The following is a 20,214-nucleotide window of genomic DNA, read 5'->3' on the forward strand; positions in this document are numbered from 1 at the left end:
CAACGCTTTCTTAACAGATAGACATTGCGCTTCTCGCTCACAAAGCTAAATCTCTTTCGCTTCTTTTAATAGTTTTGGTTTAGTGTAAAGATTTTCTAATAATACTGATGCACCAGCTACCCATGGTGGAACAATTAACGCACCCAAGATTCCTAGTACTTGCGCTCCACCTAAAACAGCAAGCAATTGATAAAGAGGATGCACTCTTACTGAAGAACCTACTAACAGAGGATCGAGAACATAGGTTTCTACATTTTGAATTACTACAAACAGTAAGAAAACCCAAAGAAACGTCCAACCTCCTTGAGCGATCGCAGCAATTAAAGCAGGAACTGCACCCAAAATTGGACCAAAAAAAGGAATTAGGTTGGTAAAACCAGCAATTACGCCTAAACCGAGAGCAAATTCTGATAAGCCTAAAATTCCCAAACCTAAACTAATCGCTACACCCAAAATAGCCGAAACTAAGATTCTACCCTGAAGATAGCCTCCCATTCGTCTGGCAACTGGTTCAATTTGGGCAGATAAACGTACATCCCAAGGATAAGGAAACAAATTAACTATTCCTTGTAATAAAGTATTTGAGCCAGATAACATATAACCAGAAAATAGTAATGCCAACAAAAAACCCAAGACACTGCCAATAATTCCTCTAGTAACACCATAAGAACTAATCAGCAATTGTTGACTAGAACTAATTACCCACGCAGTTAATGCCTGGGGATCGAATAATTGATTGATAATAGTAGGAGTATCCGCTTCACTCACACCAAAACGCAATGCTAATCTTTCTAATAGCGATCGCACAACTTCTAAATAAGATGGTAATCTGTTAATAAAATTTTCAATTTGTTGGGCGACTGTGGGACCAATGATTAAGCCAATTCCTGTTAAAGTGGCGATTAAACCAAGATAAACCAGAATTACGGCTAACCAACGAGGAATACTGAGTTTTTCGGCTGTTTTAATGATCGGTGCTAAAGTAGCAGCAATGACGATTGCAATCATCAACACGACAATGAGATTTTTTAATTGCCACAACAGTACTAATAGCGAACCGACAGCAGCTAGTAAAAGTACATTGGACAAAGAAAGAGTTAGACGTTGATTGGACATGAATTCAGTTATCAGTTATCAATAGAGACGTGTCGGCGACACGTCTGTACAGCAGTTATGAATTATGAGGGATGAATAATTAACAATTAACAATTAACCATCAACATTCATCTATTAATAACTGTTAATGATCAGCAACTAAGATTGATTCTTCAGATGCGGGAAAGCTGAGATCTAAATGATTCATCTTCAATGGTTTTTTTGCCAAGGCAGCTTGAACAAATCCTAAAAATAAAGGATGAGGAGTGCTAGGGCGAGAACGGAATTCTGGATGAAACTGAGTTGCGATAAAAAAGGGATGATCTTTGAGTTCAATAATTTCGACTAAGCGACCATCAGGAGATGTCCCACTAATATCGTATCCTGTTTCTAAAAAGAGATTGCGGAAGGCATTATTAAATTCGTATCGATGGCGATGACGTTCGTAAACGACTTCTTGTTGATAGAGAGAAAAGGCTAAAGTATCGGTTTTGAGACGACAGGGATATAAACCCAATCGCATTGTGCCACCTAAATCAACTACATCTTGTTGTTCGGGTAGAAGATTAATCACTGGATTAGGAGTTTCTGGTTCAAATTCTGAACTATTAGCTTGTTCAAGATTGGCTACGTTACGCGCCCATTCAATTACGGAACATTGCATCCCTAAACAAAGTCCGAAGAAGGGGATTTTATTTTCTCTAGCATAAGCGATCGCTTCTACTTTTCCATCTACACCTCGATGTCCAAATCCTCCTGGTACGATAACACCACTGACATCTTGTAAATATTTGTCTGCCCCATTAGCTTCTATATCTTCAGCATTAATCCAACGTAAATTAACTTCACTTTCTGTAGCGATCGCAGCATGACCCAAAGCTTCTACTACTGAAAGATAAGCATCACTAAGTTGAATATATTTACCAACAATCGCAATATTAATTTTAGTCTGGGGAGAGTTCATCCGTTCAACTAATTTACTCCAGCCTGATAAGTCTGGTTGTCTTAATTCTAGTTGCAATAATTCTAAGGTTACTTTGGCTAATCCTTCCTGTTCTAAAATAAGAGGTACTTCATAAATACTACTTGCATCGCGAGAAGTAATAACTGCTTCTACAGGTACGTCACAAAATTCTGAGATTTTATCTTTTAAACCTGGTTTCAAAGGGCGATCGCTACGACAAACTAAAACATCAGGTTGTATCCCAATCGAACGTAATTCTTTAACTGAATGTTGAGTTGGTTTGGTTTTCATTTCACCGGCAGCAGGAATCCAAGGAATTAGGGTAACGTGCATATAAACTACGTTATTTCTGCCCACATCCTTACGAAACTGACGAATTGCTTCTAAAAAAGGTAAAGATTCAATATCTCCGACTGTACCGCCAATTTCAGTAATAACGACATCAGAATTGGTGTTTTTAGCTACGCGATGAATTCTTTCTTTAATTTCGGTAGTAATATGAGGAATGACTTGAACAGTTCCTCCTTGATAATCGCCTCTTCTTTCTTTGTTAATTACTGCCTGATAAATTGAACCTGTCGTAACGCTATTGAGTCGCGACATAGCAGTATCAGTAAAACGTTCGTAGTGTCCTAAATCTAAATCTGTTTCAGCACCATCATCAGTAACAAATACTTCTCCGTGTTGAAAAGGACTCATCGTACCTGGATCGACGTTAATATAGGGGTCGAGTTTGAGAATTGATACAGAGTAATCTCTAGATTTGAGTAATCTACCTAAACTAGCTGCAACAATCCCTTTCCCAATACTGGAAACTACACCACCAGTTATAAATACAAATTTAGTCATTTTGATTCCCCGAAGTCCTCCGCTTCATATCATATCGATTCTTTAAACTTAATATTGATTTTCTGATGCTGTTGTTTTAAATCAACTGATATTAACATCAAAGCTCAATGCGCGATCGCGCTAGGAAAATTTTTAATATCCTTGTCGACGTAATAGCTAGATACAAAAGCTTTAACTTATATTCTGCAATTTATTATGCGCTGGTATTTTTGAATTGATCACTGATAACTGTAATTGCGAGCAGCTAAAATATAACGAAAAATATATTCAACTATTTCTAGATAATTTTGAGTTTCTTCTGGCGATCGCCCCCAGACGGTTACCCCATGATTGCGAATGAGTAAGGCAGGAATCTCAGGAAGAGCGATTGTAAAGCGATCGTATATTGCTTGGGCGATCCGAGGTACTTCTAAATAATTTTCAAACAAAGACATTTTCACTTGGGGATCTTCTTGCCAAACTCCTAATCCTTTAATCATCTCTAAAGGAGGTAAGGAAATTGCCTCGTGATTACTTAAGTTGGAAACGAGGTTAGCTTCTACCGAATGAACATGATAACAAGCTTGTGCTTCAGGAAAAAGAGTATAAATAACTTGATGAATACTAGTTTCTGCTGAAGGGCGATTATCAGGATGAGACAATTCCATCACTTCCCCTGCTAGGTTAACTCGGACAAAATCTTGTTGAGTTAATTTACCTTTAGATTTTCCACTAGCAGTAATCCAAAAACTTTTATCGTCATGACGAATCGACAAATTACCTGCCGTACCAACCATCCAACCCTGCTGATAAAATTGACGGGCAGCAGTAATCAAAGTTAAAAGGCGATCGCTCTTCATTAAATTAATTTTGCTTCTATGATTAATCTAGAGATTGCTTTGCTTTGCATGGTAAAAAGAAAAATTATGATCCCACTCTCCTAGTCAATTGATATTCGAGATCAATACCTTAATTTAATCGGCATCGTCCTGCTGAATCTTTCACTTGTTCGCGCTGGGCTACAATGGTAGCTAAATCTGGTCTACCTGTAAGTTTTAATCTCCAGTTTGCCCAAATTCCATAAAGCCAATCCGCTACAGCACCAATAATAGGTAATTTAGTAATAGCATAAAGCCAACCCATGCCTAATTCTTCATAAACCCGTCGAAAAACTTCCACATTTTTAATTACTGTACCATCGGGTAAGACTGCATGAATTCTTCCCATTGCAGTTTCATAATCAATTCCGCCGTTTGCTTCTGGAGTATAATCACGATCGGCAATATCTACAAAAGCAACTATTCCTCTACCTGCATCGCGTTGCTGCAAAAAATTAACTTCCCGCAAACACAAAGGACACTCACCATCATACAAAAGTTTAATTTTCCAAGTAGTGTTAGATTCTGGTTGTGCCTCAAACTGGTTTGAAGATAAAGTCATGAACTATCTTTACATTTTTTAAAAGTACTCTATTGGTTATTTTGACACTCCGCGCAATAAATTGACGCGGATTCTTGGTTCATAGATTCAACTTACTTTGACAGGCATTACTGCCAACCAAAATAGAGATCAGTAAGATCATTCAGTTTTTTTGAAGGTAATAAATTTACCAAATAATCCTGCGGTTTGATATTGTCGATTAGCTATATTTGTTGTGTAGAGACTTAATAAAATTAAATTTTGTCTTTGAGTATTATTATCAATGATTTGTTTAACACTTTCTTTGCCTAAATTCAATCCTAACCCTAATCCTGATTGACAAAGTTGGCTTAAGTTTTGATTGGCAAAATCAAACCATTTTTTTAGTTGAGAGTTGTTACAAAAATCTTGAGGAAGTTCTCGAATTATTTGTTCAGAAGCATATTGAACATATTGTTGCTGATTCGGATTAGTAAAAGTCATAATTCCTATGCCTAAAACTAAAGCGAGTATCCCAATAGTTTTATTCATTATGAGTAATTAAATACTACAAAGATTAACAAATTGCATACAACAATTGAGAAATTCAGGCTCATTGTATTCGGGTAGCTCCTGGAAAATTTCAAGAATTTCTTCGACAAAACTTGTATTGTTAAAGTATTTGGTAGCTAGAAAAATTAGTGAAGAAAATATTTGTTTAACTTGTTCTTGTTCCCAAGATGGTAATTGATTTTTGTTGAGAGGGTCTACCATCAGTAAAGAGTTAATTTTTTCTAAAGATTCTGTTTCAGGAAGATTAGATTTTTGAAAAATTTTGATTAGTTCTTGTTTAAAATTTTCTTTGTGTCGATTTCCCATTAAATCTTCAATATCAGTGAGTAAAATTTGAACTATTAATAGAGTAGCCTGAGTAACATATAAATTTTTAGCAGTAGTAAATGTTAATGTTGAGTTTTCACTCTCGCTCAAACTTGGCTCTTTTATTTCAGATATTGGTAAAACTTCGCTCCAAACACTAAAAATGTCTTTTTCATCGAGTAATATACATTGTTTTTGATGTTTATCAAAATAATTTTTACAAAAATTTAAGGCATTATCTTGCAAAGTTATTTTAAATGAAATATTGAGCTTTTCATAGGTTTTATTGTGATAAGTAAAAGTTAAGATTTGAGTATTTGATTCAGAGAGTTTTGTTTCAGAAATTTTAACATTCTGTCGTTGAAGAATTACAATTACTTGATTCATAATCAATAGTTTTTAAATTGAAAACAAGTTGTAGCGTTTCTCAGATTAATGAGATACAGTTCATTTTACTGGTTGAGCATTGATAGTTGAGACCTACGGTAGTTCGCTTCGCTTATGTTAACGGTTGATTATTCATCCCTCATAATTAGTAATTAGTAACTGGTAATGGTGTACCTCACCAAGAGCGAAAAAGACTACATCTAAAACATTGAGCGGTTATTTTTGTCTTCTGACTTTTACTTAAATTGTAGAAATAAAATTAGCGTAAACGCTTACGAGAACGATTAGATAAGTTATATTCTAAAGCAGCACCGATCGCAAAAAGAACACCGCTAACTGTCCAAAAACATTCAATTATTCCACCAGTTGTATAACTATCATGAGTAACAATATAGGCATATCTAAGATCTGCTAAATAATGAACAAAAATAGCACAACCAATTGCCATCCAAGTCTGAGAAAATTTGCCTCCCCAAAAAGTTATTACTATCGTTGCTGCTAAAACTAAAATAAATATATCTCCAGCAACGTAAAATAGATTGAGTGGGCTAACAATTGGTTCTAAAAGTTGTTCTGTTGCAATTACCCATCCAGGTGCTTTTTCTACAACTTGTTCAGTAATAGCGGTCGAAATTTCTACCTCAACAGTGTCTGAAGGAGAAGAAGTCCACCAACCTAAACCTATCGCGATCGCAGCAACTAAAATAATTGTTCCCCATTGCCAAGGCATTAATCTAACTTTCCGAAACATTACAGCTAGAATCATGCCTCCAATTAAAAACACATAAAAATTCACAAAAAACAAATCTGCTAAGGTAATGTTAGGAGAACGTTCTAAAATTACTTCCCAGTAGAGAAAAATTAAATCCCCTATAAAAAAAGATAAAGTTCCGATTGCTAAACAAAGCCAAATCATTCTATCACTGATAATTTTAGGATGAAAATAGTTACGTAAACACAAACAACCTGCACCTAAAAAGGCTAAAAGTTCACAAATATAAGAAGTAATTACATACCAAGTTGGTGCGCTTTGACCAAAGAAAAAAGCCAAAAAAAATCTTAATCCAGCTATAGCAATTCCTGAAGAAATAACTAATTTTAAGCTGAAATCAGATAAAATACTTTTAGTCATAAAATTTGATTTCTTAATTAAGACTACTCTGTTTTACTCTGAATTAAAAACTACAACAAGAGAGAATTAATTATAGATTTGTTTAATCTTATTAAATAAAATAACAACTATAAAATTGTTCTTAAAAAATCAATCAACTATCAACAATTAACCATAAGCTTGACTGTATTTCATTGATATGAAGAACGTCAATTAACTAAGACACCCCACAACCAATGAATTACAAATACCGTCAAAGCAGCAAATCCAATTACAATAATTGCCAACACCAAAATTAATCCTACCAAAAAAATGCGATCGCTTTTTTGATTTAAACTAGTTAGATGTAAATGACTTTCTAATAAAGCGATATTTTTAACATTCGCTTTCCAACCAATATCAAACAAATCACCTACAACTGGAACAGAACCAGCTACAGAATCGAGTAAAATATTTCCTACCATTTGCCATAAAACTGCTTTGGGTAATCCCATCCGTGCTGCCTCAACAACAATATAAGCTCCTAAAGCACCCGTTACAGTATCGCCACCACCAGGCAATAGTCCCAAAATCGGATCGAGTCCAATTCTATATTTAGTTCCTGGAATACCGATAGCGTTATCAAGCAATTGACTAAGACGACGAAGACGATCAAGTTTAGTCACAGAAGGTATAGTTTGTGGCATAAATGCAAATAATATCGAGCATAGTTTGATTCAATTATTTTTTCACCACTAAAATTCAAAATTCAACTATCTTTTGATAGCTTTGCTTGTTCTACCAATCAATCTAGATCACTGTTTCTGGTAAGCAACTAAAACAAGTATATGAAAGATTATGAAGATCTTTGAGAATATTTGCTTAAATATGGGAACTTTTGTCTTCACTTGAGCTTCAATAAAGGAAAGAATTAGTTTTGAAACAATTGCATAGAGCCGAATTCTGAACCCTATTATTAGGACAGTGAGGGCAAGTTTTAAGTGTGAGGTGTGAGGTAGGTAAGATGTTATGGTATGAAGGCAAAAAAGTAACTCTCGATCTTGTTGTTGGATTGACGATTAGTGTTATCGCTTTGGGTACAGTAGATAATGCTCGAACTCAAAACTTAGCTAATGATAATCATTCGTTAAAAACTGTTAGTGAACAGCTTGTTTCACTCCGCAACAAATAATCTTAAGTGCAATCATTATATTTTTGCTCAAAACTGAGCGGGAAAGTGTTAGTTTACTCCCGCTTAGTTGAAATTTGATCTACCAAGGTAAAACACTGCCATCCCAACTAAAAAATTTACCACTATCATTAAGATTCAAGTTTGATAGTACTATCAATAATTGATTGACAGTTCTTTCTACAGCAAACAATTTGTTTGAAGGAACATTTTTTTGAAAAGGTTGGGAAAGTTCGGTATCGGTTGTGCCTGGATGAAGAGTAACAACAATAGTTTGAGGACATCTTCGACTATACTCTATTGCTACTGTTTTCATAAACATATTTAAGGCTGCTTTGGAAGCACGATAACCATACCATCCTCCTAGTTGATTATCACCGATACTACCAACTTTGGCGGAAATAGCAGCAAAAATACTAGGTTGTTTGTGTCGCAACAAAGGTAATAAATATTTAGCTAATAAAACCGAACCCATACTATTAACTTGAAAGTAGCGGATTAAATGTTCGGGTTCAATTTGTTTAAGACTTTTTTCAGGTTGTAGTTTATCTTCGTGAAGAATACCAACACAGTTAATTACTAAATGAAGTTGAGTGATTTCTGAATTAATTTTGGCTACGGCTGTAGCTATTTGTGATTCATTAGTAACATCTAAACCAAGAATAACTAATCGATCGCAAAATTGTTCGGCTAAAGAGATTAATTCAATTGCAGATTCTTGATCGCGATAGGTAGCATAAAGTTTATTAATTCTAGTATCTAATAATAACTGACGCACAAAACCTAGACCGATACCTCGACTAGCACCAACAATGAGAACATTAAGATGGTCAATTCCAGCTAAAACAGTCATGAAGATCAATTTTATATTTAAATTTTTATTGCTTTCGTTCATGTGTCGAAGGTACTCAGACTTCTCACGGCGAACCCTGCTTTGACTTCGTAAGAGAATGAGGCACTTCTAACCCATTGGCTTCCATTAAAACCCGATCGCTCATAATTTTAGCAGGCAAACCATCCGCTACAACAGTTCCTTGATTCAGTAGAATAACGCGATCGCATATTTCTAAAATTAATTCTAAATCGTGGGAAGATATCATAATCGTTTCTGCCGAAGTTTTTAAAAAATCGATTAATCTTCTTCTTGAGCGTAAATCTAAATTAGCACTAGGTTCATCATAGAGTAAAATTTTGGGACGCATAGCTAAGACTGATGCGATCGCCACCATACATTTTTCACCACCAGAGAGTTGATGAGGAATTCTGTCTGCTAAATGACTCACGCCTGTTAAAGACAGTGCTTCATTGACACGATGTTGTACTTCTTGAGGAGACAAACCCATATTTTCTGGTCCAAAAGCAATATCATCTCTAACAGTAGGACAAAATAATTGGTCTTCAGGATTTTGAAAAACTAAACCAATTTCTGAACGAAACTCTCCAGGTTTTACTAGGCGATCAAATAATTTTATTTCGCCATAGCTAGGAGTCATAACTCCACAAAGATTTAAAAATAAAGTAGTTTTTCCTGCTCCATTAGCTCCAATTAAACCAACACTTTCTCCCAGACCAATTTTTAAATTAATATCAGTTAAAGCTGAATAATTTTGCTGATAATTAAAACACAAATTACTAACTTGCAACGCTGTAACATTTAATTTATTTTGTGGAAAAATTCTAGTTAGTTCTTTCATTCGACTTGGAGCAATAAAATAAAATCAGAATTCTAATAATTAATAGACAAAAATACTTCGGCTAAAACTAATGATAATGCTAACAACAAACATATCATCATAGCATTAAAACTATATCTATCTCTAGTGATATTTTTAATGATTACTCCAGAATTTTTTGGTTTATTTTGATAACCATAACCTCGTAAAACCATAGCTTGATAAACTCGCTGAGACTGCTCGTAACTTCTAATTAATAAACTACCAGTTAATTGAGCTAAAATTCTTAAATTACGGTAATTAAGTTTTTTACTGTCAAATCCTTTTAGTTTGATTGCTCTTTGCATTGTTACTAACATATCACCCAACTGTTCCAAATAACGATACGCCAATAAAGTCATATCTACCATAATTGCAGGAAGTCCCAACGAGCGTATTGCTTTAATACTAGTTAAAAATGGTGCAGTTCCAAATAAAACCAAACTAACAGTTAGAATACAAAAAAAACGAACAGAAACCAAAAAAGTTGCTTGTAATCCTTCTTGTTTAATTGTCAACCATCCCAATTGCCAAATTACAGTATCTCCTGCTAAAAAAGGAAGTAAAATTACTACACTTAAAATAAACCAGCCAGGATAACGTAATCTAGAAATCAAAAAAGTAAAAGGTAATTTAGACAAACCATAAATAATACCAGCAATTAATAAAATAACTGGCAATAAAATAAGTTTTTGCACAAAAGCAAAAGCAAATATTAATCCTAATAAACCGACAAATTTATAGGTCTGTCGCCATTGATGAATTGGAGAGTTTAAATAAGCATATCGATCTAAAGCTAGCTTCATTAGTCAATCACCCTTTCAGAATTTCGGGTTTAACTTTATCTAAAAACACAACCAACATCATCGTAAAAATTCCTTCTAATAAAGCTTGAATCAAATACCCAACCAAAGAAAACAAAATTAAGTTTTTTTCAGTTTGTACATTCAAATCTTGAGAAATGTTAGTAATTGTAATGACGACGAAAATTAAGGCTGATAATCCTAAAGAAACCGCACCAGCTAAAGCAGCTAAAATTCTCGTCCACAACTGTTTTCTATGATTAATACGATTTCTGAGTTGAAACAAATGATAAGCCAATAAAGCAGGAATACCCATCATGGCAGCATTAACACCTAAAGTAGATAAACCGCCATGCTGAAACATAACCGCCTGAAAAAATAAACCAATCAAAATAGCAGGAAAAGCATAATAACCCAAAATAGTTCCCATCATGCCATTTAAGACCAAATGAAGGCTAGTTGGTGGCAGAGGAATATGAATTAAAGAAGCGACAAAAAAAGCTGCTGTTAGTAGCGATGCTTTAGGAATTTGTTGAGAAGGATTAGTGGTACGGTTAATTTTGCGTAGACAATACCAAGTAACACCACCAGTAAGAGCATAACCAGCAATACAAAGACTTGGAGGAATAAAACCATCAGGAATATGCATTCAATTAGCCAAAAATAACAATTGCCAGTAGTAAAACTACATCCAAAACATCATTGTTGTGGTGCTTTTTTTCGAGAGAAAAATAAAGCTGTGCCGATAAATCCCCAAATACCAACCGCAGCCATTACTATTTTTTGTACAGGATTATAAATAGCATTATTAGAAGAAGCTAGCTCTTGGGAATTATTTGTTTCTGTTTCAGAAGCTAAAATTGCATTTTCGGGAATCGTAATTATTTTGCCATGTCCAGCTTGACGTACTTTGACATCCCAGTTACCCGATTGCTCACTATTCGGGACAAAAACAAATTTTCCTTCTTGATCGGTTGTTCCTGTCAACCAGGGACGGCTAGGATCGTTAGGAGCATAAATTACTACTTGAGCATTACTCATCGGCGTACCATCATCGTAAGTAGCTTGAATTTCTAATGCTTGAGTGGAACTATAACCAATTTGCGCACCGTGAGCTAAAACTTGCTTGCCATTTCCTAACATAGGCAATAAAACTATCAAAATTAACCAATTCCTCTTATTCATAACTAATTGATTGCTACCAATTTAAAATTGTAGAGTTTAAATTCTCGAGCTACCTGATTTTCCCCTAATTTCCTCAAGAATTTCAATTATTGGGATTTAATTGCACAATGTCCTTCTCCGACATGAGCTAATCCTGCGATCGCATTTTGCCATTTTTGATAATTGTCTGGAGATAATCTTTCTTGAAGTTGACTTTGATCGACTTCTAATTTTCCTGCTGTGGCTAACTCAGCTAATGGTTGAAAACCCAATGCTTCTTGATTCAAGACATCTGTAGCTGATGCTGATTGATCTCCGAATAAGTGATCGAAATGAAAAGTAGTTTCTAATTCTCCTGTGGCATCTGGTTGGACAATTCCTTTTCTTTCTTCTCCCACAAATTCACCGCAAACATATTCAACTGGATAATTAACTCCAATTAAAAAGTTAATTGTTTGACCATCTTTTTCTGCTATTCCATCCATATAAATTGTTTGTCCACTAGCAGGAGCATCTTGCGCCGGAACTAACTTCCAACTTGAAGCATTATACGTTCCTACAGGAGCTTCAGTTTGATTCACTACAATGGGTTCAGCTTCTGCTTCTCCTTCCGCTAAATCAACAGTTTTGTTTCCTTCCAAAAGAACAACTTCTTCTTGAGGTTTAATTTCCTGCTTGGTTTCTGGATCAAAAGGAGCTTCCGTTACATAAGCTTTGACATCCGCTAACGTTACATAAAGATGATTGAAATTTATTTGCCAGCCATCCTTAGACACAAAACCTTGACGGACAAAATCTTCACCATTTGCAACTAAAGTTAACATTCCTGTTTCAGCAGCAACCGCCTCAGTTTCATTTTTGTTAAGATTTGTTGACGGACTACAACTACTAAGCCAGGATGAAGCAATTGCGATCGCGCCGAAGGCGAGGCACTGCGTGATCGCAATTAGAATTGAGAATTTATTCATGCTGAAGTAAATAATTACACTAATATCTTTTAGTCTTCTAAATTACATCAGCCTTTTTCAATGCCCTCCTAGGGGATTTTAGCGTTTTTTTTGCCTTTATTTAATCTTTGAATCTTTAGTACAAGAGTTTGCCCAAAACTTGATTTTTAAAAGAATATTTTTATCTGTGCCATTCTTTCGTTAAATTACTTACAATGCCAAAGAGAGATCTATTAAAATTTAGTTCAAAGTTTCTTTACAATTTTCATGAATAAACAGCATAATTCCTGCGAAAACTTCACCACATTTCCAACAATCGAAGCTAAAATCGGAAAGAATTATGTTTTTTTAGTTGAAAATACCCAAAGCCAAAATTGCTTAATTAAAACTAAGCTAAGGGAAGGGGAATTTTTAGTGCTTACGCCTATTATGTGTTAGCACATTGATTAGATTGAGGTTGAGCCACAACCAAAAATAAATACAGTTAATTTTGACAAATTTACTGAAGGAGCAAGAGGAAAACGGCATGACGCAGGCAAATCAAGTACTAGCGACCATTGAAGAGCCAAAATTAGGTTGGGAATTATTAATTGATGAAGACGTTAGCGATAACGAATTAGATGTAGAGCTAGAAGATGCAGAGACTGTTAAAACAGCATTAACTGCTGCTCGTCGTGGAGAACGTGGTCGTAAAAAACCTTATACTGAAGATTCGATTAGGATTTATTTACAAGAAATTGGTCGAATCAGACTCTTACGGGCAGAAGAAGAAATTGAATTAGCTCGGAAAATCGCTGACTTACTTGAATTAGAAAGAATCAGAGAGCGGATGGCAGATCGTCTTGAGCGCTATCCTAGTGATGCTGAGTGGGCAGAAGAAGTTAACATGAGGCTGCCTGAATTCCGCCGTCGTTTATTCTATGGCAGAAGAGCGAAAGATAAAATGGTTCAATCTAACCTGCGTCTGGTTGTCTCAATTGCCAAAAAATACATGAATCGTGGTTTATCCTTCCAAGATTTAATTCAAGAAGGTTCTTTAGGTTTGATTCGAGCAGCCGAGAAATTTGACCACGAAAAAGGCTATAAATTCTCTACCTATGCTACTTGGTGGATCAGACAGGCAATTACCAGAGCGATCGCAGATCAATCTCGGACAATTCGTCTTCCTGTCCATTTATATGAAACTATCTCTCGAATCAAGAAAACTACCAAACTTCTATCTCAAGAAATGGGACGTAAACCTACCGAGGAAGAAATTGCTACTCGGATGGAAATGACGATTGAGAAGTTAAGATTTATTGCTAAATCTGCTCAATTGCCTATTTCTCTAGAAACTCCTATTGGTAAGGAAGAAGATTCTCGTTTGGGAGATTTTATCGAAGCTGATGGTGAAACTCCAGAAGATCAAGTCTCAAAGAGTCTGTTGCGAGAAGATCTAGAAAATGTGCTTGATACTTTAAGCCCTCGCGAACGAGACGTACTTCGTTTACGTTATGGTTTAGATGACGGAAGAATGAAAACTTTGGAAGAGATTGGACAAATCTTCAACGTTACCCGCGAGCGTATCCGTCAAATTGAGGCTAAAGCTTTGCGTAAACTACGTCATCCCAACCGTAACAGCATTCTTAAAGAATATATTCGTTAAGTCAAATCAATCTACTATCGTTTCCGCGTTGGCGGTAAGCGTGACGGGGCGTATCAACCGATGAGGTTTTCTCATCGGATTGCCCTTTGATATGAAGTACTTTTGATATAGTTACACCTTAGTAAATAAAAAGTAGAGACGTTGCTTCGCACCCTTCGGGAACATAAAGCGTCTGTACAAAAGCGCGAAGCGTCAGAAGCATGAACGAAGGAGCAAAAAAAGGGGCAAGCCCCTGCCCAAGAATTTTATAGAATAAAGCGAACTTGAGATCACAAATGTCTATCCATTTTTTTCTTACGTCTGGCTTGTCGTTCCTGTAACATAGCTGCAACTAAAGTAATTACAGTCAAAGGAATCACAAAGAAAAGCATGATAGTAGTGTAGACAGGTAAACTATCGTGATTAATAGCATTTAAAATTAGGTAACCAACGTAAGCCAGATAGTAAAAAACAAATAGTAATCCTTCCCAACGATTAATTTGATTACCAGAATAAAAAATTGGTAAACAGGCAAAAGCAACTGCGATCGCTACAGGAACATCAAATTCTATAATAGATTCAGAAACATTGAGTCCATTTGGTGCAACTATTCCTGCCAATCCCAATACTGCCAAAATATTAAAAATATTACTTCCCAAGACATTACCAACCGCAATATCCCTTTCACCACGAAGACTAGCAATTACAGAAGTAGCAAGTTCGGGTAAAGAAGTTCCTGCCGAAACAATGGTCAATCCAATCAACAAATCACTGACTCCCAAAGCCCGAGCGATCGTGGTTGCTGAATCAACAAGCCAACGAGAACCTAATACTAATAATCCTAAACCACCAACAATAAAAACTAAATCTTTGAACCAAATTATTCTAGAACGTTCGCCAGTATAACCATATTCTCTAGTAAATTCATCTTGCTCAGAATTATTGTTTGGTTGACGACTTTGATAAACCAAAGAAAGCGTATATATAACACCCCCCACAAAAAAAATAATTCCATCTACTCGACTGATTTTGCCATCTAGTCCAAACATCAATAGAAGAATAGATACCCCAATCATAATTGGTACATCAGAACGAATTAACTGTCTAGTTACTATCAAAGGAGTTACTAAAGCAGACAAACCAAGAATCAATAAAACATTAAAAATATTACTTCCCACCACATTACCAACCGCCAGATCTGCTTGCCCAGCCCAACTAGACATGACACTGACTGCCATTTCTGGAGAAGAAGTACCATAAGCAACAATAGTTAGTCCAATAATTAAAGGGGGGATACCTAATATCCCTGCTAAATTAGATGCTCCCTTGACTAATAATTCTGCACCAATAACTAAAAGTACCAGTCCACCAAATAAAATTAAAAATGTTATTAAAGTCATACAAAAATATCAATATTTTCAAAAAAATGTTAAGTTATTTTGTTGAAAAATATAGCTTGAAACTGGGTTAAAACAGTTTTTAGGTAAAGCTTTGATAAAAAACAGTTAATTAACCTATCTTTCCAAATTCTTCATCAAAAAACAAAGATCTGATGTTTGCTTGTTTAACCAAAACTAAGTGGAATATAATTCTCTATCTGCTCCTTCAACTTATAAGTTCCGTAAATTTTGCCAATCTTAGGAAACCAGATAAGGGTTCAAGCAATAAATCTTGACATAAACTATTTAATAGTTAAATTTCATGCTGAGTTTATTCACCAAAATAAAAGTATTTTTTTTTAAGATGAATGTATAGTTTTTTATTAAATCACAATTAAGATTATTAATTGCTAATTATATAAAAAAATGAGTTTTCTTCCTGCTAGAGCTAAACAATCAGTTTCTTATTCCAGTTTAACTATCACAAGAGCAGAAATTGCTTTATGTTGTTCTTCTTTCAAGTTAAGTTTATTCACCGCTATGCTCAATCACGGCGTACCTTTGCCAACTATTGCCGAGTCTAGCGGGTTGCAAAATAACTACACAAAAAAAGCTTTATCAGAAAATCAAGCAGAAGCACAATTAATCTGGCTGATTAAGGTTGGTGTACTCAGAAGAGAAGTAGATGGGCAAGGATTGACTGATAGTTTTCGTCTTACTCCTTTAGGAAGACAAATTGTAACTAAATGGGAAAAACAGGGTAATAGTTTGCCGAACCCTACCATGTCTGAGCGTATTATTAATCTGTTCAATCGTTGGTCAAGATTGTCACTATAATTTTCAAGCAATTCAATCTGCGTTGGTAATTGTTATAAATGTGATAAGTTTTTCAGCAGGGGATTAATCGATGAAAGCGATCATGGTGGTAGGAACAACCTCTCATGCAGGAAAATCATTCCTAACTGCTGCTTTGTGTCGTATTTTAGTAAGACAAGGTTGGCGAGTAGCTCCTTTTAAAGGACAAAATATGGCTTTAAATGCCTATGTCACGCCAACAGGAGGAGAAATTGGCTACGCACAAGCAGTACAGGCATGGGCTGCGGGAGTAATTCCCCGAATAGAAATGAATCCGATTTTGCTTAAACCACAGGGTAATATGACTTCTCAAGTCATTATTAAGGGCAATGCGGTAGGAGTTGTTAAAGCAACAGAATATTATGAAAAGTATTTTGATCTGGGGTGGGAGGTAATACAAGAGTCTCTTTATCGCTTATCAATTGAGTTTGATTTATTAGTTTGTGAAGGGGCAGGTAGTCCCGCAGAAATTAATCTCAAACATCGGGATTTGACTAATATGCGGATCGCTAAACATTTAAATGCTTCAACTATCTTAGTTGTCGATATTGAAAGAGGCGGAGCTTTTGCTCATGTAGTTGGTACGTTAGAATTACTTGAGCCTGAAGAAAGAGCCTTAGTTAAGGGAGTTGTAATTAATAAATTTAGAGGTAATAAAGAATTATTAACTTCAGGAATTGAATGGTTACAACAACGTACTGGTGTTCCTGTTTTAGGGGTCATTCCTTGGCATGATCAGATTTTTCCTGCGGAAGATTCGCTTGATTTATTAGAGCGAAGAATTCATCAACTAAATCGAGAACTTAATATCCATGTCATTCGCTTACCAAGAATTGCCAACTTTACTGATTTTGATCCTCTAGAATCCGAACCTACAGTTAGTATTAAATATATTGGTTTAAAAGATTCTCTGGGACATCCTGATGCGGTGATTATTCCGGGTTCTAAAACTACAATTGCCGATCTACTGGCTATGAAAAAAAGTGGCATGGCTGAACAAATTCAAGAGTATGCAGCAGCAGGAGGAACTGTTTTAGGCATTTGTGGTGGTTATCAAATTTTGGGAGAAAGAATTATTGACACTGAAGGATTAGAAGGAGAAAGTGGAGAATTTCAAGGATTAGGTTTGCTTCCAGTTCATACTGTAGTTACAGCTAATAAAATTGCTCGTCAAAGACAAGTTATTTCTAAATTTCCCCAAGCAGGGTTACCAGTTGATGGTTACGAAATACATCAGGGACGTACTCGTTTACTCAATTATAAAAATAGAGATTTGACTAGTGAATATCGTCCTGTTTTTGATGATACTGGATTAGGATTGGTTGATCGCAGTTTATCAGTTTGGGGTTGTTATCTTCATGGTATTTTTGACAATGGCCCTTGGCGACGTTCTTGGTTAAATCATCTTCGTAAACAGAGGGGAATGGCTTCTTTACCTACTGGGATTTCTAACTATCGAGAACAACGAGAAGCAGTTTTAAATGATCTGACTAATTTGGTGGAAGCTAATATTAATTTAAAACCAATTTTGCCTAGTCATTATTAGGAGAAATATGACTGTCACAATTCGCTTTTTACCTGATAATATTACCGTGAAAGCAGAAACTGGAGAACCAATATTACAGGTGGCGGAACGGGCTGGAGTGTTTATTCCTACTGGTTGCTTAATGGGTTCTTGTCATGCCTGTGAAGTTGAATTAAATGATGGTACTGCTATTTGTGCTTGTATTAGTTCGGTTCCTATTGGCACTAAAGAACTCACTATTAATTTATATTCTGATCCTTTATGGTAATTTAATTGTTTGTTAAAACCTGAACTTGGTTTTAAGCTGGAGCGAGTCGAAGGTACTCTGTTATATAGCTGATCAGGGCGGAGATTAAAATTCTGCCCACAGTCTTTTTAAATTTGCCTTTTGAAAAATGCGATTCAATTCAGGAGACGCAAATCAATTATTAACAAAACCCAGAGGTTTACTGTAATCTTAAACAGTGAAAAATGCTTATAGCAATCTGGCTTTGATCCTACTATCTAAACGCTACCAAATAAATGATTAGAATTTTGTTGAAGGCTACTAGAATGTTATTCTACGAGTTAAAGACAATTATCTAGATAGAATGAGCGTTACTTCTATTGAGAACAATGCTTACGCAATTGATTTTGGTACTAGCAATACAGTTGTTGCTCGTTGGAATTCGGCAATTGGTGCAGCAGAGACAGTAAAATTATCTGGATTATCGCAATTATTAGCCAATAATCCTCCTTTAATCCCTAGTTTGGTTTATGTTAAAGATGCTAGTCGAGGTAAAGTAATTTTAGGACAAGCAGTACGCGATCGCGGTTTAGACCAAACCAATGATGCTCGTTTTTTCCGTAGCTTTAAACGAGGTATTGGTACTGAAATTCAAGGTTTTTTACCCGAATTAGACGAACAATTAGTTACTTTTGAACAAGTAGGGGAATGGTTTCTCAAACAGTTAATTGCACAACTGCAAGACGATTGTCAAGCTAATCTACAATCTTTAGTTTTAACTGTACCAGTTGATAGTTTTGAAGCCTATCGCCTTTGGCTAACCGACATTTGCCACTCTCTTAGTGTCGAACAAATCAGAATTTTAGATGAACCTACCGCAGCAGCTTTGGGTTATGGTGCAGCCGAACAAGAATTAATTTTAGTAGTTGATTTTGGTGGCGGAACAGTTGATTTATCTCTAGTTCAATTGTCACGCCAAAGTCAAGCAACTCAAGGTTTTATTCTCAAATGGGGTCAAAAATTCCTTGGCGAAAGTTCTTCTCAAAAAAAGGCTACTGCACGGGTATTGGCTAAAGCTGGTCAAAATTTAGGCGGAACGGATATTGATCATTGGTTGGTAGATTATTTTGCAGCTACACAAGGTTTAACCAAATCTTCCTTAACTACCCGTTTGGCAGAAAAGTTAAAAATTCAGCTTTCGACTCAACAGGAAGCTAGTGAAGTTTATTTTAATGATGAAACTCTCGAAAGTTATCAATTAAATTTAGACCGTTCTGGTTTAGAAAAAATTCTTCAACAACAACAATTTTTTGCTCAACTTGATGAGTTAATGACTCAGGTATTACAACAAGCAAGGCGAAACGGCATTGAAAAAACAGACATTAACGCTGTTTTATTGGTAGGTGGTACAGTACAAATGCCAGCAGTGCAAAACTGGATCAAACAATATTTTGATCAAGACAAAATTAGTTGCGATCGCCCTTTTGAAGCGATTGCCACTGGCGCATTAGCAATTGCTCAGGGTATTCAAGTTCAAGACTTTCTCTATCACAGTTATGGCATTCGTTACTGGAATCGGAAACAAAATTGTCATAGTTGGCATCCAATTATTCAAGCCGGACAACCTTATCCAATGGCACAACCTGTAGAATTGGTTTTGGGAGCTTCGGTAGAAAATCAACCGAGTATCGAATTGATTATTGGTGAAATGGGTGTCAACAATGTAGGTTTAGAAGTTTATTTTGATGGCGATCGCTTGATAACCAGAAGTAATAACGACCAAACCATGACGGTGAAACCACTGAATGACAAAGCAGGCGCAAGAACAATTGCTCGATTAGAACCCTTAGGTAATCCTGGGAGCGATCGAGTTAAAATATCTTTTTGGGTTGACCAAGAGCGTTATCTACGACTTTCGGTGGAAGATTTACTGACTCAAACCATGTTATTAAATAATCAGATTGTCGCAGAATTAACTTAAGTATCATTACCGTAGTATATACTTAAATAGAATTCCTTAAAACTAGGAAATTTCAAGGTAACAATCAAGACTGTTAACCTTTATTTACCAGTTAATTTTGTACTATATTGCCGAGTATTAGTAATTATTAGGTATATTAACTCAAAGGAATGTTTTTAAGAAGCATTA

Annotated in this window: 21 protein-coding genes; 6 read left to right on the top strand and 15 right to left on the bottom strand. The window is 35.6% G+C overall.

Translation table 11 applies throughout. From position 1 onward, the window contains the following. Positions 1-45 precede the first annotated feature (45 nt). From STA7437_RS19485 to STA7437_RS19520, 8 genes are all read right to left on the bottom strand, one after another. Positions 46-1,116 carry an AI-2E family transporter gene (locus tag STA7437_RS19485; RefSeq protein WP_015195102.1) on the bottom strand — a complete coding sequence of 357 codons (1,071 nt, stop codon included), beginning with the start codon at positions 1,114-1,116 and terminating at the stop codon, positions 46-48. A 124-nt stretch (positions 1,117-1,240) separates the two neighbouring features. Beyond that, entirely contained in the window at positions 1,241-2,908 is a 1,668-nt protein-coding gene (locus STA7437_RS19490; protein ID WP_015195103.1) for a CTP synthase, read from the bottom strand. A gap of 218 nt (positions 2,909-3,126) precedes the next feature. After that, positions 3,127-3,747, bottom strand: coding sequence for a methylthioribulose 1-phosphate dehydratase (gene mtnB / locus STA7437_RS19495; RefSeq protein WP_015195104.1), 621 nt, complete (start codon positions 3,745-3,747; stop codon positions 3,127-3,129). Between the two features lie 109 nt (positions 3,748-3,856). Next, positions 3,857-4,327: a thiol-disulfide oxidoreductase DCC family protein gene (locus tag STA7437_RS19500; protein WP_015195105.1), complete on the bottom strand. Its 471-nt coding sequence runs from the start codon at positions 4,325-4,327 to the stop codon at positions 3,857-3,859. Positions 4,328-4,465: 138 nt separating this feature from the next. Further along, positions 4,466-4,837, bottom strand: a complete 372-nt coding sequence (locus tag STA7437_RS19505; protein ID WP_015195106.1) for a DUF4359 domain-containing protein — start codon at positions 4,835-4,837, stop codon at positions 4,466-4,468. A 9-nt stretch (positions 4,838-4,846) separates the two neighbouring features. Then, on the bottom strand, positions 4,847-5,551 hold the full coding sequence (locus STA7437_RS19510; protein ID WP_015195107.1) for an Npun_F0813 family protein: 705 nt from the start codon (positions 5,549-5,551) through the stop codon (positions 4,847-4,849). 259 nt (positions 5,552-5,810) lie between these two features. Further along, a complete protein-coding gene (locus STA7437_RS19515; RefSeq protein WP_015195108.1) occupies positions 5,811-6,683 on the bottom strand; it encodes a hypothetical protein in 873 nt (290 codons plus the stop codon). Positions 6,684-6,871: 188 nt separating this feature from the next. Beyond that, positions 6,872-7,348: a DUF4112 domain-containing protein gene (locus STA7437_RS19520; RefSeq protein WP_015195109.1), complete on the bottom strand. Its 477-nt coding sequence runs from the start codon at positions 7,346-7,348 to the stop codon at positions 6,872-6,874. Positions 7,349-7,665: 317 nt separating this feature from the next. On the opposite strand from STA7437_RS19520, the gene STA7437_RS26660 reads away from it, so the two are divergent. After that, on the top strand, positions 7,666-7,833 hold the full coding sequence (locus STA7437_RS26660) for a hypothetical protein (protein ID WP_015195110.1): 168 nt from the start codon (positions 7,666-7,668) through the stop codon (positions 7,831-7,833). A gap of 79 nt (positions 7,834-7,912) precedes the next feature. Here STA7437_RS26660 and STA7437_RS19525 read toward each other — a convergent pair whose 3' ends face one another. From STA7437_RS19525 to STA7437_RS19550, 6 genes are all read right to left on the bottom strand, one after another. Continuing rightward, positions 7,913-8,683, bottom strand: a complete 771-nt coding sequence (locus tag STA7437_RS19525) for an SDR family NAD(P)-dependent oxidoreductase (protein WP_015195111.1) — start codon at positions 8,681-8,683, stop codon at positions 7,913-7,915. A gap of 64 nt (positions 8,684-8,747) precedes the next feature. Next, entirely contained in the window at positions 8,748-9,524 is a 777-nt protein-coding gene (locus STA7437_RS19530; RefSeq protein WP_015195112.1) for an energy-coupling factor ABC transporter ATP-binding protein, read from the bottom strand. Positions 9,525-9,556: 32 nt separating this feature from the next. Then, positions 9,557-10,348: a cobalt ECF transporter T component CbiQ gene (gene cbiQ, locus STA7437_RS19535; RefSeq protein WP_015195113.1), complete on the bottom strand. Its 792-nt coding sequence runs from the start codon at positions 10,346-10,348 to the stop codon at positions 9,557-9,559. A gap of 7 nt (positions 10,349-10,355) precedes the next feature. Beyond that, positions 10,356-10,994, bottom strand: coding sequence for a cobalt transporter CbiM (cbiM, locus tag STA7437_RS19540; protein ID WP_015195114.1), 639 nt, complete (start codon positions 10,992-10,994; stop codon positions 10,356-10,358). A gap of 50 nt (positions 10,995-11,044) precedes the next feature. Beyond that, complete coding sequence (locus STA7437_RS19545) at positions 11,045-11,530, bottom strand: carboxypeptidase-like regulatory domain-containing protein (protein WP_015195115.1); 486 nt, start codon at positions 11,528-11,530, stop codon at positions 11,045-11,047. Positions 11,531-11,616: 86 nt separating this feature from the next. Beyond that, entirely contained in the window at positions 11,617-12,477 is an 861-nt protein-coding gene (locus tag STA7437_RS19550; protein WP_015195116.1) for a hypothetical protein, read from the bottom strand. 505 nt (positions 12,478-12,982) lie between these two features. Between STA7437_RS19550 and rpoD the strand changes: the two genes are divergently transcribed. Then, the gene (rpoD, locus tag STA7437_RS19555; RefSeq protein WP_015195117.1) at positions 12,983-14,101 is read left to right on the top strand and encodes an RNA polymerase sigma factor RpoD; all 1,119 of its coding nucleotides are present in this window, start codon (positions 12,983-12,985) and stop codon (positions 14,099-14,101) included. A 269-nt stretch (positions 14,102-14,370) separates the two neighbouring features. Here the strand turns inward: rpoD and STA7437_RS19560 are convergent, their stop codons facing one another. Then, positions 14,371-15,480, bottom strand: a complete 1,110-nt coding sequence (locus STA7437_RS19560) for a calcium/sodium antiporter (protein WP_015195118.1) — start codon at positions 15,478-15,480, stop codon at positions 14,371-14,373. A gap of 405 nt (positions 15,481-15,885) precedes the next feature. Between STA7437_RS19560 and STA7437_RS19565 the strand changes: the two genes are divergently transcribed. From STA7437_RS19565 to STA7437_RS19580, 4 genes are all read left to right on the top strand, one after another. Continuing rightward, positions 15,886-16,296, top strand: coding sequence for an Npun_F0494 family protein (locus tag STA7437_RS19565; protein ID WP_015195119.1), 411 nt, complete (start codon positions 15,886-15,888; stop codon positions 16,294-16,296). 70 nt (positions 16,297-16,366) lie between these two features. Beyond that, entirely contained in the window at positions 16,367-17,860 is a 1,494-nt protein-coding gene (gene cobQ / locus STA7437_RS19570) for a cobyric acid synthase CobQ (protein WP_015195120.1), read from the top strand. 7 nt (positions 17,861-17,867) lie between these two features. Next, positions 17,868-18,107 (top strand): 2Fe-2S iron-sulfur cluster-binding protein, encoded by a 240-nt coding sequence (locus STA7437_RS19575; protein WP_015195121.1) that lies wholly within the window; start codon positions 17,868-17,870, stop codon positions 18,105-18,107. A gap of 322 nt (positions 18,108-18,429) precedes the next feature. Further along, on the top strand, positions 18,430-20,046 hold the full coding sequence (locus STA7437_RS19580; protein ID WP_015195122.1) for an Hsp70 family protein: 1,617 nt from the start codon (positions 18,430-18,432) through the stop codon (positions 20,044-20,046). The last annotated feature ends 168 nt before the right edge of the window (positions 20,047-20,214 follow it).

The organism is Stanieria cyanosphaera PCC 7437, from assembly GCF_000317575.1.
Classification (GTDB): domain Bacteria; phylum Cyanobacteriota; class Cyanobacteriia; order Cyanobacteriales; family Xenococcaceae; genus Stanieria; species Stanieria cyanosphaera.

Excerpts from the sequence above, each read along its gene's own strand:
- STA7437_RS19485 (WP_015195102.1), bottom strand. The coding sequence starts at position 1,116 with ATGTCCAATCAACGTCTAACTCTTTCTTTGTCCAATGTACTTTTACTA.
- STA7437_RS19490 (WP_015195103.1), bottom strand. The coding sequence starts at position 2,908 with ATGACTAAATTTGTATTTATAACTGGTGGTGTAGTTTCCAGTATTGGG.
- mtnB (WP_015195104.1), bottom strand. The coding sequence starts at position 3,747 with ATGAAGAGCGATCGCCTTTTAACTTTGATTACTGCTGCCCGTCAATTT.
- STA7437_RS19500 (WP_015195105.1), bottom strand. The coding sequence starts at position 4,327 with ATGACTTTATCTTCAAACCAGTTTGAGGCACAACCAGAATCTAACACT.
- STA7437_RS19505 (WP_015195106.1), bottom strand. The coding sequence starts at position 4,837 with ATGAATAAAACTATTGGGATACTCGCTTTAGTTTTAGGCATAGGAATT.
- STA7437_RS19510 (WP_015195107.1), bottom strand. The coding sequence starts at position 5,551 with ATGAATCAAGTAATTGTAATTCTTCAACGACAGAATGTTAAAATTTCT.
- STA7437_RS19515 (WP_015195108.1), bottom strand. The coding sequence starts at position 6,683 with ATGACTAAAAGTATTTTATCTGATTTCAGCTTAAAATTAGTTATTTCT.
- STA7437_RS19520 (WP_015195109.1), bottom strand. The coding sequence starts at position 7,348 with ATGCCACAAACTATACCTTCTGTGACTAAACTTGATCGTCTTCGTCGT.
- STA7437_RS26660 (WP_015195110.1), top strand. The coding sequence starts at position 7,666 with ATGTTATGGTATGAAGGCAAAAAAGTAACTCTCGATCTTGTTGTTGGA.
- STA7437_RS19525 (WP_015195111.1), bottom strand. The coding sequence starts at position 8,683 with ATGACTGTTTTAGCTGGAATTGACCATCTTAATGTTCTCATTGTTGGT.
- STA7437_RS19530 (WP_015195112.1), bottom strand. The coding sequence starts at position 9,524 with ATGAAAGAACTAACTAGAATTTTTCCACAAAATAAATTAAATGTTACA.
- cbiQ (WP_015195113.1), bottom strand. The coding sequence starts at position 10,348 with ATGAAGCTAGCTTTAGATCGATATGCTTATTTAAACTCTCCAATTCAT.
- cbiM (WP_015195114.1), bottom strand. The coding sequence starts at position 10,994 with ATGCATATTCCTGATGGTTTTATTCCTCCAAGTCTTTGTATTGCTGGT.
- STA7437_RS19545 (WP_015195115.1), bottom strand. The coding sequence starts at position 11,530 with ATGAATAAGAGGAATTGGTTAATTTTGATAGTTTTATTGCCTATGTTA.
- STA7437_RS19550 (WP_015195116.1), bottom strand. The coding sequence starts at position 12,477 with ATGAATAAATTCTCAATTCTAATTGCGATCACGCAGTGCCTCGCCTTC.
- rpoD (WP_015195117.1), top strand. The coding sequence starts at position 12,983 with ATGACGCAGGCAAATCAAGTACTAGCGACCATTGAAGAGCCAAAATTA.
- STA7437_RS19560 (WP_015195118.1), bottom strand. The coding sequence starts at position 15,480 with ATGACTTTAATAACATTTTTAATTTTATTTGGTGGACTGGTACTTTTA.
- STA7437_RS19565 (WP_015195119.1), top strand. The coding sequence starts at position 15,886 with ATGAGTTTTCTTCCTGCTAGAGCTAAACAATCAGTTTCTTATTCCAGT.
- cobQ (WP_015195120.1), top strand. The coding sequence starts at position 16,367 with ATGAAAGCGATCATGGTGGTAGGAACAACCTCTCATGCAGGAAAATCA.
- STA7437_RS19575 (WP_015195121.1), top strand. The coding sequence starts at position 17,868 with ATGACTGTCACAATTCGCTTTTTACCTGATAATATTACCGTGAAAGCA.
- STA7437_RS19580 (WP_015195122.1), top strand. The coding sequence starts at position 18,430 with ATGAGCGTTACTTCTATTGAGAACAATGCTTACGCAATTGATTTTGGT.